This is a genomic window from Desulfobulbus sp., from assembly GCF_031547805.1.
Taxonomy (GTDB): domain Bacteria; phylum Desulfobacterota; class Desulfobulbia; order Desulfobulbales; family Desulfobulbaceae; genus Desulfobulbus.
Map to the genome: position 1 here is coordinate 14,388 of NZ_JAVBRQ010000043.1, position 12,528 is coordinate 26,915.

General features: G+C 61.4%; 10 protein-coding genes and 1 tRNA gene. 3 read left to right on the top strand and 8 right to left on the bottom strand.

The window, feature by feature from the left end:
* Nucleotides 1-57: 57 nt before the first annotated feature.
* Nucleotides 58-1,404, top strand: coding sequence for a methylenetetrahydrofolate--tRNA-(uracil(54)-C(5))-methyltransferase (FADH(2)-oxidizing) TrmFO (gene trmFO / locus RMR13_RS14165; RefSeq protein WP_310601278.1), 1,347 nt, complete (start codon nucleotides 58-60; stop codon nucleotides 1,402-1,404).
* Here trmFO and RMR13_RS14170 read toward each other — a convergent pair.
* The 8 genes from RMR13_RS14170 to RMR13_RS14205 form a co-directional block, all read right to left on the bottom strand.
* Nucleotides 1,401-3,170, bottom strand: coding sequence for a DnaB-like helicase C-terminal domain-containing protein (locus RMR13_RS14170; protein ID WP_310601279.1), 1,770 nt, complete (start codon nucleotides 3,168-3,170; stop codon nucleotides 1,401-1,403). The two genes, trmFO and RMR13_RS14170, sit on opposite strands and share 4 nt — an antisense overlap.
* 36 nt (nucleotides 3,171-3,206) lie before the next feature.
* Nucleotides 3,207-7,028, bottom strand: a complete 3,822-nt coding sequence (locus RMR13_RS14175; RefSeq protein WP_310601280.1) for a HEAT repeat domain-containing protein — start codon at nucleotides 7,026-7,028, stop codon at nucleotides 3,207-3,209.
* Nucleotides 7,029-7,330: 302 nt separating this feature from the next.
* The gene (locus tag RMR13_RS14180; RefSeq protein WP_310601281.1) at nucleotides 7,331-7,924 is read right to left on the bottom strand and encodes a nucleoside triphosphate pyrophosphatase; all 594 of its coding nucleotides are present in this window, start codon (nucleotides 7,922-7,924) and stop codon (nucleotides 7,331-7,333) included.
* Nucleotides 7,900-8,718, bottom strand: a complete 819-nt coding sequence (gene truA / locus RMR13_RS14185) for a tRNA pseudouridine(38-40) synthase TruA (RefSeq protein ID WP_310601282.1) — start codon at nucleotides 8,716-8,718, stop codon at nucleotides 7,900-7,902. Before truA ends, RMR13_RS14180 begins: the two co-directional genes overlap by 25 nt.
* Entirely contained in the window at nucleotides 8,718-9,758 is a 1,041-nt protein-coding gene (gene argC / locus RMR13_RS14190; protein WP_310601283.1) for an N-acetyl-gamma-glutamyl-phosphate reductase, read from the bottom strand. The genes truA and argC overlap by 1 nt, the downstream gene beginning before the upstream one ends.
* A 136-nt stretch (nucleotides 9,759-9,894) precedes the next feature.
* The gene (gene rpsI, locus RMR13_RS14195) at nucleotides 9,895-10,287 is read right to left on the bottom strand and encodes a 30S ribosomal protein S9 (protein WP_310601284.1); all 393 of its coding nucleotides are present in this window, start codon (nucleotides 10,285-10,287) and stop codon (nucleotides 9,895-9,897) included.
* Nucleotides 10,288-10,303: 16 nt separating this feature from the next.
* Complete coding sequence (rplM, locus tag RMR13_RS14200) at nucleotides 10,304-10,732, bottom strand: 50S ribosomal protein L13 (RefSeq protein ID WP_309412274.1); 429 nt, start codon at nucleotides 10,730-10,732, stop codon at nucleotides 10,304-10,306.
* A gap of 64 nt (nucleotides 10,733-10,796) precedes the next feature.
* Nucleotides 10,797-10,871 (bottom strand) — tRNA-Gly (locus RMR13_RS14205).
* A gap of 265 nt (nucleotides 10,872-11,136) precedes the next feature.
* On the opposite strand from RMR13_RS14205, the gene hisB reads away from it, so the two are divergent.
* Both hisB and RMR13_RS14215 read left to right on the top strand, forming a co-directional pair.
* A complete protein-coding gene (hisB, locus tag RMR13_RS14210) occupies nucleotides 11,137-11,733 on the top strand; it encodes an imidazoleglycerol-phosphate dehydratase HisB (protein ID WP_310601285.1) in 597 nt (198 codons plus the stop codon).
* Between the two features lie 95 nt (nucleotides 11,734-11,828).
* Nucleotides 11,829-12,464 carry a hypothetical protein gene (locus tag RMR13_RS14215; protein WP_310601286.1) on the top strand — a complete coding sequence of 212 codons (636 nt, stop codon included), beginning with the start codon at nucleotides 11,829-11,831 and terminating at the stop codon, nucleotides 12,462-12,464.
* Nucleotides 12,465-12,528 lie beyond the last annotated feature (64 nt).

The following is a 12,528-nucleotide window of genomic DNA, read 5'->3' on the forward strand; positions in this document are numbered from 1 at the left end:
GCAGGGTGAGCATTCACCCTGCCTTTTTTTATGGAAAAGAAGGGTGAGAGCAAACCAATGGCCAACAACACGGGCAACATCACGGTGATCGGCGGCGGGCTGGCCGGCTGCGAGGCGGCCTGGCAGGCGGCGCAGCGGGGAGTGGGCGTGAGCCTGATGGAAATGAAGCCGCTCAAGTTCAGTCCGGCCCACGAGATGGCGCAGTTGGGCGAGTTGGTCTGCTCCAATTCGCTCCGATCCAATGCGGTCGATTCCGCCGCCGGGCTGCTGAAGGAGGAAATGCGGCTGCTGGATTCGCTGGTGATGCGAGCGGCCGATCAGACCGCGGTGCCAGCCGGCAAGGCCCTGGCCGTTGATCGGCAACGATTCGCCACCCAGCTGACCGCCGCGATCGAATCCCATCCTCTGATCACGGTGAGCCGGCAGGAGGCCGTCCGTATTCCCGAGACCACGGACGGGCCGGTGATCCTGGCCGCGGGGCCGCTGCTCTCCGGTCCCCTGGCCGAGCATTTGCGGACCCTGACCGGGGATGCGCACCTGGCCTTTTACGACGCCATCGCGCCGATCGTCGACGCCGACAGCCTCGACCTGGAGGTGATCTACCGAAAATCCCGTTGGGACGAGGAAGGACAGGGCGACTATCTCAACTGCCCCATGGACCGGGAACAGTACGAACGGTTCGTGCGCCTGCTCGGCGCAGCCCAGACCGTGCCTTTGCACACCTTTGAGGATCCCAAGTATTTCGAGGGATGCCTGCCCATCGAGGTCATGTGCGCCCGGGGCCTGGAGACCCTTCGCTACGGGCCGATGAAGCCGGTGGGCCTGGCGCATCCGGTCACCGGCGAGCTGCCGTACGCCGTGGTCCAGCTGCGGATGGAAAATCGCGAGGGCACGGCCTACAACCTGGTGGGCTTCCAGACCAAGCTGACCTATCCCGAGCAGCAGCGCGTCTTCCGGACCATTCCCGGCCTGGAGCGGGCGGTGTTCCTCCGCCTGGGCTCCATCCACCGCAATACCTTTGTCTGCGCGCCGCGGGTTCTCGACGCCAGCCTGCAGCTGCAGCGATGCCCGGGCCTGTTCGTCGCGGGCCAGCTGTCCGGGGTCGAGGGCTACATCGAATCGGCGGCCATGGGGCTGCTGGCCGGCATCAATGCCGCCCGCATGGCCTTAGGCCAAGAGGTGGCGATCCCGCCTGGCGACACGGCCCATGGCACCCTGATTTGCCATCTCACTGCCTCTGATCCCACCCACTTCCAACCATCCAATGTCAATTTCGGCTTGTTTCCGCCGCTTGCCGGCCGAAAAATCCCCAGAAAAATGCGCGGACAGGTCCGGGCCGAGCAGGCCCTGCAGCAGATCCGGCAGTGGCGCCGGCTGTTTTCGGAAGATCCGAAAAAGGACTAGTCTTCTTCTTTGAATCCCCAGTAGGGATAGTCGAGCTGGTAGGAGGCGACCCGCCCCGGACTCTGCTCGCGGCTGGCCACCAGCCAGAGTTCGTTGCGGCGATGCTCCGGCGAGGTGTCGGCAAACGGATCCCATTGGGTCAGAAAGACCATGGCGTTGTCGGCGGAATAGCCGATATCGCCCGATCCCTTGAACGAGCCGAGGTGGGGCTGGCGGTCGAATTGGCCATCCGGGCTTCGTTCGAGTTCGGAGATCACGAGAAAGGCGGCTCCCAGCTCATCGCGGATTGCCTCCAACTGGCGCAGCCAGCCGTCGATGCCGCTACGCTGCTGGCTGATATCCTTGAAAGGGAGCTTGTGCAGGCTGTCGATGATCACGATCGTGTAGTCGCTGTTGGTCTCGTGGCGGAGGAAATCGATGTGGCGCCGCATGGTTTCGGGCGAAAGTCGTCGATCGTTGACGACCCGCAGCCAGTTGAGCATGGCGCGTAGCGCGTGCTCGGCCTGGACCAGCCGCTTGTGTTCATCGGCGGCGAGGACGCCCGATTTGATCCGGTCGATGGCAAGGCGGCTGATCCGGCTGAGGATGCGAAGGTAGATTTTCTGGCGGCCGTTTTCAAAGTCGTAGTACAGCACCGGGATTTTCCGGAGAGCCATGTCCGAGGCGATCTGGATGAAAAAGGCCGATTTGCCCGCCTTGGGCGTGCCTCCCATGATATTGATGCCGTGGATGCCGGCCAGGGCCTGGTCCAGTTTGGAAAAACCGCTGGTCAGGTTGGCATAGGATTCGCCGGATTCCTGAAGCAGGCGCTCACGAAAACCCTGGAATTCTCCGGCCGGGGTGGCGAAAGGCGAAAAGGCGCGCGCCTGCTTGATCAGGGCGAAGACTTGCCGTTGAAATTGGGGGCCGCTGGCCACGGCCAATTGGTAGATGGAACTGTTGCGGGCAGCTTGCTCCGGCCAGCGGACGATCCGCACCTTGTATCCGGTCCGGGTGGCGAAATTTCTGGCCATGGCCTCGGATTCGGCGGTGTGGTCGACCCAGAGGAAAACGGTCCGGATCCAGTTCAACCGCTGGGGATCGAGGTGCTCGAGGTCCGCGGCCGTGGGAACGGCGATCCCCGGCAGCCCTAGTTGCTTCAGGGGCAGCAGGTTGTGCTCCCCCTCCACCAGGAAGAGGGCGCCGTTTTCGCAGTGCTCGATCTCCGGGACATTGAACAGGCGAAACGGTTCGGCGGCAAAGCGCTCGTCGCCGTGCCAGAAGAAATCCTCGGGCCGCTCCGGATGGACGCACCGGGCGGCATAGCAGTTGCCATTGGCTTGGAGGTAGGGATAAACCAGGTAGCGGCCGTTATAGCCGACTCGCAATTCGGCCAGGATCTCGGGCGTGATCGATGCCCGTTGAAAGAAATCGAGCGCGTCCCCGGTCAGTTTGTCGGCAAACCCGACCAGTTCCTGATTGAGATTCGCAGCCGGATAATCGGTCTCGCGGCCGAAATAGTCACGATCGGGGTCGAACCCCGGCACTTCCGCCAGAGCGATGGCACCGGTCCTGGCGAAATGTAAGGGAAATCCGCCGGGCACGCAGTGGCTGAGGCAGCGGAAGTAGCCGTGGAAAAAGCTGTCCGGGTTGAGGTGGACGGTCACAATGCCGGCCGGCTGCTTGCCCTGCTGACTGCAGAAGGGGCAGGGGGCCTGGAGGGTCCCGTTGCGCTGCTGCGCCTGCGGGAGGTGGCGGCGGTAAAATTCGGATACGGGATCGGTCATGGCGTTGTCGGCGGCGGGCTGGCCCCAGCAAGCGGGTCAGCCCAGGATGGATTGCAATTTCTGCCGGTCCAGGGGATGATCGAACTTGAAATGGACGGAGAAATCGTTTTCGAGGACCTGGAACGGCTGGATGCCGATAATGATGCCCTTGAAGGTCAGGGTCTGCTGTTTGCCGCCGACGGGTAGGACGATCTGCATCCGCCTGCCCAGCAGCAGCCGGGCGTTTTCCTGGCGGGAAATCCTCACCAGAAAGGCCAGGCCGCCATACGAGATGTCGGCGGTTTCCGCGCGGAATCCATGCCCGATGGGAGTGTCGCGGTTGCTGACCGGCTGGACCTGGATCTTGCGCGCCAGGGTGAAGCGCTCGTCCTGGCGTCGCTCCAATCCTTTCTTCTCAAGCATGCTGCCGATGGTGTTGCAGGCGAGATAATAGGCATGCAATTTGGCCCGCAATCCGGGAAAGTGTTCTTTCCAGGCATCGAGCGTCGATTGCTTGAGGACATGCAGGCGAGTGGGGGTGAGCGAGGTGAGGGTGACGGTCCAGAAAGAGGGGGCAAAGAAATTCTCGCCGGCAATCTGGCCGCGGTTCAAGGTGGTGATGAACAGTTCGCGGGGACCGGTCTGGTGGGAAACCTTGAGGCTGCCCTGAGTGATGAAGAAAAGCGCGTCGTTTTTGTCCCCCTGATTGACCACGGTCTCTTCCGGCCTGAAGCTGAGTTCGCTCAATTCGTGATAAATGGTTTGGAATTCCTGGGAAGTAAGCCGATCGGTCAGGTCGGACCAGATTTCAAGATCCTCCTCCTTGATTGCACCCATCTTTTCCTCTTCGATAATTTCGCCTGAACGGATAATTTCGCCCAGGGCCAGATTGTCGATTTCGTAGATGCGTTCCCTGAGCCGCTCGGCGTTTTTAAAATCGCCGGCGCGGGCCGTGGCGACGATCAGATCGAAGAGCTGCTGTTTGGCCTGCTCCTTGTCGCCCTGGCTGGCCAGGAGAAAAATGGCCTCTTCCCTGGCCTGGGCGGGGATGGCGTCTTCCTCGGCCGCCGCCGGCCGGGCTGGTGCGGCCGCCGAATTGAAAACCTCGTTGTTTGTTTCGTCGCGTTTCCGGGTCGCGGAGCTTGTCCGGATCTGCTCCAGGGCCATGGCCGCCGCCTGTCGGACCTCGTCGGCGTAGCCGCCCATTCCGAGGACATTTTTGCTTTGGGCCACGCGGGTCAGGGCCGCCGTGGCCCGCCTGGAGCCGATCTGCCCCAGGGCCTTGCACAGAGCCCGCTGCAGGTCGTTTTTGTTTTTAACCGGGATGGGCCGGGCGCTGGTAAGAAGATCGGTCAGGAGACGGACAAAGCGCTCGTCATGGTTGGTGGCGATCTGGTTGACCACCTTGATTTTCAGGGAATCGTCGACCACGTGCAGGGCTTGAAGCAGGAAATCCTTGAAATCCTCTCCGCCGATCTTGCCGGCGGCGGCGATGACCTCCTGCTGGACCCGCAGGTCCGGATGGCCAATGTAGGGCGTGATCGTGGCAAAAACCTCGGGGGTGCCTATTTCGCCGAGCAGGCGGATGACATTGCGGACAACGTACCAGGGTTGATCCTTGCGCAGTTGCGCCTGAAGAATGGAGAGCGCCGGATTGCCGGTTTGCTTGATCAGGGCCAGGATTCGTTTGCGCTCAAACCGGCTTTCGTTAGAGATCAGTTGCTGCAGCTGGAATTTTGCCGCCTCGGTTCCCATGGCGACCAAGAGGTTGCCGGCCGCCTCCTGCTGGGATTCGGAGCGGAGGTACTGTTGCATCAGCTTTTCCAGCACCGTCCTCGAACAGAGGTGTTTCAAGGCGGCGAGGGCCTGGCTCCGGACCGGGTGGTCTTCCGTCTCGGCATGGATCTCCTGGCCGGTGAGCCGGTGCAGGATCTGGATGATTTCCCCTGCCTGGGCATAGTTCCCTTCGGCGAGGCGATGGCCGGCCAGGCCGCCGATGACGGCCATGCCCCGCTGCACGGTCTGCTCGCCGATGCCCTCCAGCCGCATGCCTTGCTGGAGGTCCGGCAACAGCCTTTCGATTCGCCCCCACTGGCCGGCGATGGCCAACCGTTCCCCGGTGGCGGCCAGGGTGTGGCAGGCGGCGGCCGATATGGCTGGCCGTTCGTGGTGCAAGGCCGCCACCAATTGGGCCAGGAGCGCGTCGGCGGCTTCCTCTCGGTTATCGGCCAACAGTTCGCAGATCTCGGCCGGCAGGGCCTGCTGCAGATCCACTTGTTCCAGCGCCGTGAAATTACCCTGCAGCAGGTCGTCGAACCGGTTCTTGAGGGAGGTTTGTTTTTGCTCCTCGCGCTGGAGCTTTTGCTGCTGGTACATCTCGACGATGACGCGCCTTTTTTCCCGGCGGACGGTTTCCTGCAACAGCTCGAACGATGTCTCGTTTGTCTCGTCGTCGGAATCGCACAACGCCTGGAAATGGCTGATCAGCCGTTCCAGCTTGTCCTCGGGGAGCTGTCGGATGACCTGGCGGTAGAGTTGCTCGCCAAAGAGGCTTTTATAGGTACGCACCAGGATCAGGCCGAGTTCCTGTTCGTCGAAGGACGAGAAATCCGCTGCCGCCCGGGCGGCGATCTGCTCCTGCGTTTCCCGGTCGAACAGGTCGTCGTAGGCTGCCAGGGTGCGTTCGAAGGAGGCGAGTTCGGCGGTGCTGCCGTTTTTCCCGGTGGCATCCACGGCATGCCCTGCCGCTGCCGCCAGCACCGAGGCCGACCATTCCGGCTGGCGTAGCCGCTTGAGCAGCTGTTCGGGCATTTCGTCCAAGATGTCCGGGCCGTGCAGCAGCCGCCGGGCATCAATGTTGCGGGCGATGGTCTGTTGGATTTCCGAGGTGTGCTCCTGCTCCAACCGGGCCAGCCGGTTCAGCGGATTGCCGTCGGTTGCGTCGCCCCGATCGGGGGCATTGTCTCCGGTGGCGGCGAGTTGGGCGACCAGGTTGACGATCAGGGTATCCATCTGCCGCGACGTCAACCGGTGCAGGGCTGAACGAAGCACCGAATCCGCATCCGGCGTCGGCGGCAGGGCTGCGATCAGTCGGGCGAGGAGGCCGGGATCAAGTTCGGACAGCGCCTGGGCGGATTGCTCTATTGCCGCAGCCTGCCGGTGGCGATCGGTTTCCCGGGTCAGCTCATGGAGAAATTCGACCACGTCTTTGGTGACTTCTTCCGGGTGCTGATAGGGCGTGCCGGCCGACGGCAATCGGCTGATCAATTCCTGCACCAATTCGCTCGAAACCCCGGAGATGGTCTTCCGGTTGGTTTTGCCGAGCACCAAATCGGCCAGTTCCTCGTCGCTGACCTCGAGTTCCGAATTGGATGCTTCTTCCTGGACAACCTGCTCGCCTTCGCGGATAGCGACGTATCGCTGAATATCGGCGGAAACAGTGGTGATTCCGGCCTTTTCCAGCAGGGCGGCGACCGGTTCCGCCAGGTCTTTGTCGCCGAGGAGCACGGAGACGGTCTGGATGAAGGCGGCGCACTGGGTGGCGGAAAAGAAGGGATGAAAGGTGAAGGAGTAGAGATTGAAGCGGTTGGACAAGGAGATCAGGCCTTGGACCTGGAGGCGTGCCTGGTCTTTCTCCGGCAGTTGTTCGCCGCAGACGAAAACCTTACCATCGGAAAAGGCGAGGGTCACCGAACCGTTGCCCGGGCTGATCGCCCGGAGCGCCTGAAAAGCACGCAGTACCAGGTCGTTGCATCGTTGGACCTGCGGGGTGGCGGCCGGGTATAATCGGACTGCCCGCAAGGCCGTGTACAGTTTAATCGGAAAATCGAGAAGAAGAGCGCTTTTCTCCGGGGTCGGCGGCTTGGGGGATGGGGTCATGGGCGCTCCGTTGCTACCGTGCGTCTGCTTCGCCGGCCGCCGCAAGGGCGGGGCAAGAAATCGGGCAGCCAGTCGAGGAAAACAGATGGTTAAAAGGGTGGCTAGGGCCGATGCTCATCATGGTGGAAACTCGTGAATCGTGCGAATGGCATGTCTTGCCGGGCAATTGAAAGGCGCTGTCCGGACAAACGCAGATTAAAAACGGTAGCACACTATTTTTACAGAAGTCAAGGATGGGCACCGGGCACGCCATGGGCGTGGCCATGTCCACCAATAAAAAGCACGAAAAGCGGGCAAAGGTGTCATCCTTCGGCCCGGAGAAGGGCTCGGTCGAGAAGCGCGCGGACAAGGGCGTGAACCGGCAAGCCCACCACGTTGCTGCACGAACCTGAGAGGGAATCCACCAGGAAGCCGCCGATTCCCTGGATGCCATAGGCGCCGGCCTTGTCCATGGGTTCGCCGGAAGCGACATAGGCTTGGAGAATCGGTTCGGCAAAGGTGCCGAAGGTGACCTCGGTGGTGACCGCGTCCACTTCGTCGATGTTTCTCGCCCTGGCCACGATGGCAAACCCCGTGATGACCTGGTGGGTGCGGCCCTGCAGCGTGGTCAGCATCGCCAGCGCCTCCTCCTGGCTTTGGGGTTTGCCGAAAATTCGGCCATCGAGGGCGACCACGGTGTCGGCGCCGAGGACGCAGGCGTCCGGGTTGGTCTCGGCGACGGCCCTGGCCTTGGTTGCCGCCATCCGGCGGGCAAAATTCCAAGGCGATTCGGCCGGATTGCAGGATTCGTCGATGGCGGCCGGCACAATGCTGAATTCCAGGCCCAGCCGGGTAAGAAAGTCGCGCCGCCGGGGCGAGGCAGAGGCGAGAATCAGGGGGCAACAGGTTGTGAACATGGGGCTAGCGGACAAAAAATTTGTGGGGAGTAATGGATTTTTTCGAGAAACAGGCCACAGGCCGGGGCGGTATGGCCGGCGGCGGTGCGATCTCTGGTCGCAAGGATGGCGGCTGCTTCTTCCGCCCGCCGCTTGCCTTGGCCGATTTCGATCAGCGTGCCCGACAGGATGCGGACCATCTGTCGAAGAAAGCCGTCACCGGTGAAGCGGATCGACCAATGGCCGGGCCGGGCTAGCACCGGCACGCAGCTGATCCGACTGAGACTGCGGACCGCCCCGCGCCCGCCCGTGGCCTCCTTGTCCCGGGAACCGGATCGTTCGAAACTGGAAAAATCGTGGGTGCCGACAAGAACGGCAAGCGCGGGCTCGAGTCGCTCCGGCACAAACGGACCGGGGCAATGCGCCTGGTAGAAGCGGCTGCCGGGCAGCTGCACCGGTCCGGTGAAAAAATCGTAACGGTAGGTCTTGCCGAGGGCGCTGAAGCGGCTGTGGAAGTTCGCAGGGGCCTCCTCGGCCCCGAGAATGCGGATATCCGCTGACAGCAGGGCGTTGAGTCCCTTGGAAAAAGCCGCCAACGGCATGGTGCCGGAAGTGTGGAAATGGGCCACCATGCCCAAGGCGTGGACCCCGGCGTCGGTGCGCCCGGCCCCATGCAAGGTGATCGGCTGCTGGCAGAGGGCCGCCAACCGGGTCTCCAGTTCCTGCTGGATGGTCGGCTCCCCCTGCCGCTGCCGCTGCCAGCCGTGGTAACCGCTGCCGTCGTAGGCGATCAGCAGCCGGATCGTGCGGGGCATCAGGGAAAGAAGGGGGCGCCCATCAATCCTGCGGTCTCGGAAAACCCGCTCATCAGGTTCATGTTCTGCACCGCCTGGCCGGAGGCGCCTTTGACGATGTTGTCGATGGCCGACATCACGATCAAACGGCCGGTACGCACATCTTTGCTCAGCGCAAGATCGCAGCAGTTGGAGCCGCGCACGTGCTGGGTGGCGGGCAGCGCCCCGACGGGCAGTACCCGCACGAAGGGTTCGTCGCGATAGGTTTGTTCGTACAGGGCGTGCAGGTCGGCTGTTGTGCCCGCCTCGGTCAGGGAAGCGTAGATTGTGCTCAGGATGCCCCTTGAGATGGGAAGCAGGTGAGGGGTGAAGGAAACGGTCACCGGTCGGCCGGCGGCAAGCGACAGCTCCTGCTCGATCTCGGGGATATGCCGGTGAGAGCCGCCCACTTTGTAGGGCCGGAAACCATCGGTCACCTCGCAAAACAGCGAACCCACGCTGGCGGCTCGGCCAGCCCCGGAGGTTCCGGACTTCGAATCGATGATCAGGGTGGCGGGATCGATCATTCCGGCACGAAGCAGCGGAGCCAGCGCAAGGATCACCGAGGTCGGATAGCAGCCCGGATTGGCGGTCAATCGGGCTGTCTTGACCTGGGCCCGATAGAGTTCGGGCAGACCGTAGACCGCATCACCGAGCAGGTGAGGGCAGCTGTGCTCCTGATACCAGGCCTCGTAGACCGAAGCGTCCCGAATGCGGAAATCGGCGCTCAAGTCGACCACTTTTTTCCCGGCATCCAGCAGTTTGGGAACGATATCCATGGCCGTTTTGTGCGGCACGGCCGTGAAAAAGAAATCGGCCCGGTCGGCAAGTTCCTCTGCCGACCGGTTTTCGCAGACGACGTCCACCCGCTTGCGCAGGTTGGGAAAAACCTCGGCCAGGGGCATGCCCGCGTACTGCCGCGAGGTGGCGACGGTAAGATGAACGTCCGGGTGGCCGGCCAGAATCCGGGCCAATTCAACTCCGGTATAACCGGAGGCTCCAACAATGCCGACTCGCATCATGATCGGGATTCCTCATTCCGGGGTAAAGGGGATAAAGGGCGAACCGTAAAAAAAAAGGGAATAACGAAGCCTCGTTATTCCCTGGAAATACTGTGGTGCAGGAAGAAAATCGTCGCGACAGCTCCGTAGATCGCGATTAACGCTTGGAGAACTGGAAGCGGGCACGGGCACCGCGCTGGCCGTATTTCTTCCGCTCCTTGGCGCGCTGGTCGCGGGTCAGCAGACCGGCTCGCTTCAGGGGCAACCGCATTTCCGGATTCAGTTCCTGCAGGGCCCGGGCGATGCCGTGTACCAGGGCGTCGACCTGAGCCGATTTGCCCCCGCCTTTGACCGTGGCCAGAATGTCGTACTGATCGACGGTTTCGGTCACTGCAAACGGCTTGGCTACTTTGGGCTCGAAATAGATGTTGCCGAAATATTCGCCCGCTTCCATCTTGTTGACCGCAACCTTGCCGTTGCCGGGAGTGATCCAGACTCTGGCGATTGCTGTTTTCCGACGACCGGTCGCATATGTCTGTTCAGAGGCCATGTTGATGCTCCGTTAATCAAATCTCAAGTAATTCAGGCTGTTGTGCCTGATGGGGATGATCCTTGCCGGCATATACCTTCAATTTCCGCAGTTGAGCGCGACCGAGCTTGTTTTTCGGTAGCATGCCCCGAACGGCCATCCGGATCAACTCTTCGGGCTTCTTGGTCAACACCTCGCGGGCTGTTTCGCTCTTGATGCCACCGGGATAACCGGAATGATGATGGTAGACCTTGTCATCCCATTTGTTGCCGGTGAGGTGCACCTTCTCCGCATTGACCACAATGACAAAGTCGCCGTTGTCCTGGAAATTACAGAATGTCGGTTTGTGCTTGCCGCGCAGGCGTCGGGCGATTTCGGAAGCTATGCGTCCGAGTACCTTGCCGTCGACATCGGCCACGTACCATTTGCGCTCAATTTCGTCCACCGGCGTGTAGTAGGTTTTCATGCTCTGCGCCTCAACACTTGAAAAAAAAAGGCTCGAACAGAGGTCCGAACCTGGGAGTCTCTTGTGGAGCGGGAAACGAGATTCGAACTCGCGACTTCAACCTTGGCAAGGTTGCACTCTACCACTGAGTTATTCCCGCTCGCAATTCTTCGTAACAGCCGCTGAACTTAACAAGTTTGCCGAAGCTGTGTCAATAAAAAATTGTGTCTTGAAACAAAAACTGGTGCGACCCCGGAGAAAAACAGCTTTCTAAGGGTGGAGAACTGTTGCCAATCCCGAAAAAGCGGAATACTATGCCGGTTTACTTGCTTATTATTCTGGATTTCTTCGCGGGCCGGGCAAGTGGCCCCGCCGGCGGACACGCGGAGCGGGAAAACGGTCCGGAGGCGATGAGGAACGAAACCATGACGGAAAACATCCGCAAGGCCAGCCTGCAGCGGACCACCAAAGAAACCGATATCCGGCTGACGCTGGCACTGGACGGCAGCGGCACCGCCTCCATCCGGACCGGGGTCGGTTTTTTGGACCACATGTTGACCCTGTTTGCGGTCCACGGTTTTTTCGATTTGGAGATCGCGGCGCAAGGCGATGTCGAGGTCGACGACCATCACACGGTCGAGGATGTGGGCATCTGTCTCGGACAGGCGTTTGCCAGGGCTTTGGGCGACAAGGCGGGTATCTGCCGGTACGGGCATGCCTATGTGCCGATGGACGAGGCCCTGGCCCGGGTTTGCGTCGATTGCTCCAACCGACCCTTTCTCCATTATCAGGCGGATCTCAAGGAGAACAAGGTCGGGCATTTCGACGTCTCCCTGGCCAAGGAATTTTTCCGCGCCCTGTCGTTGCATGCCGGCCTGACCCTGCATGTCGAGCTGCTCCATGGCGAAAACGGCCACCATATGCTCGAGGCGATGTTCAAGGCGCTGGGCCGGGCATTGGCCGCGGCAATCATGCCCGATTCGCGGGTCAGCGGCCAGCTTTCATCCAAGGGCATGCTGTAGCACTGATTGAAGAACAACGTGGCGAATTGTGCGGTCGTAGAGGCGGCAACCGGATTGGCCGATACCCTGGCCAGCTACTTTAAAGGAGGAACAGCGTGAAGGCATTGGCACAGTTGAAGATGGGAATGGCGATTTGTTGCTTGCTCGCCGCGGCGGGTTGCGCCCAGAAGAAAGATCTGGAGTCGGTCGAGAAGGTGCCGGATTTCGCGGTTTCCGGGATTGCCGTGCTGCCTGTCAGGCCGGTCGCCGACATGGATGAAAATTTGTCGCCCGCCGATGAAAAGATCCTTCAGGACGGCAGCGGGGTGATGACCGGCCTGTTGAAAGAGGTGCTCACCGGCAAGGCCGGCGTTCGCTTCGTCTCTCTCGGTCAGGCCAAAGTCATGGAAGGGACCGGCCATACTCTGGAAACGGCCCGCCGCATCGCCGCCCAGCAGAACAGCAATGCCGTGTTGGAAACCACCTTGAGCCGCTATGTCGAACGGGTGGGCAGCGAGTACGGCGTCAAGCAGCCGGCGGCGGTCACCTTTGCCTATAAACTGTACGAGGTGAAGGAGGGCCGGGTGCTGTGCCACGGCCGATTCGACGAGCAGCAGCAGTCGCTGATGGAAAATCTGTTGAATTTGCCCAAGACCCAAAGCCGGGGCTTGGTCTGGCTGACCGCCGAGGAATTGGCCCGCGACGGGCTGAAGGAAAAATTCGCGCAGTGCCCCTATCTTGAAGGAAAATAATCAGTTTCTCCGGCCGTAGCTTCGCGGTGCGGTTGCCAAGGGATGTGAACCGGCGGGTCGGCCG

Bases quoted from the DNA above. Each gene is read 5' to 3' on its own strand.
- trmFO (WP_310601278.1), top strand. From the start codon at position 58: ATGGCCAACAACACGGGCAACATCACGGTGATCGGCGGCGGGCTGGCC.
- RMR13_RS14170 (WP_310601279.1), bottom strand. From the start codon at position 3,170: ATGACCGATCCCGTATCCGAATTTTACCGCCGCCACCTCCCGCAGGCG.
- RMR13_RS14175 (WP_310601280.1), bottom strand. From the start codon at position 7,028: ATGACCCCATCCCCCAAGCCGCCGACCCCGGAGAAAAGCGCTCTTCTT.
- RMR13_RS14180 (WP_310601281.1), bottom strand. From the start codon at position 7,924: ATGTTCACAACCTGTTGCCCCCTGATTCTCGCCTCTGCCTCGCCCCGG.
- truA (WP_310601282.1), bottom strand. From the start codon at position 8,718: ATGCCCCGCACGATCCGGCTGCTGATCGCCTACGACGGCAGCGGTTAC.
- argC (WP_310601283.1), bottom strand. From the start codon at position 9,758: ATGATGCGAGTCGGCATTGTTGGAGCCTCCGGTTATACCGGAGTTGAA.
- rpsI (WP_310601284.1), bottom strand. From the start codon at position 10,287: ATGGCCTCTGAACAGACATATGCGACCGGTCGTCGGAAAACAGCAATC.
- rplM (WP_309412274.1), bottom strand. From the start codon at position 10,732: ATGAAAACCTACTACACGCCGGTGGACGAAATTGAGCGCAAATGGTAC.
- hisB (WP_310601285.1), top strand. From the start codon at position 11,137: ATGACGGAAAACATCCGCAAGGCCAGCCTGCAGCGGACCACCAAAGAA.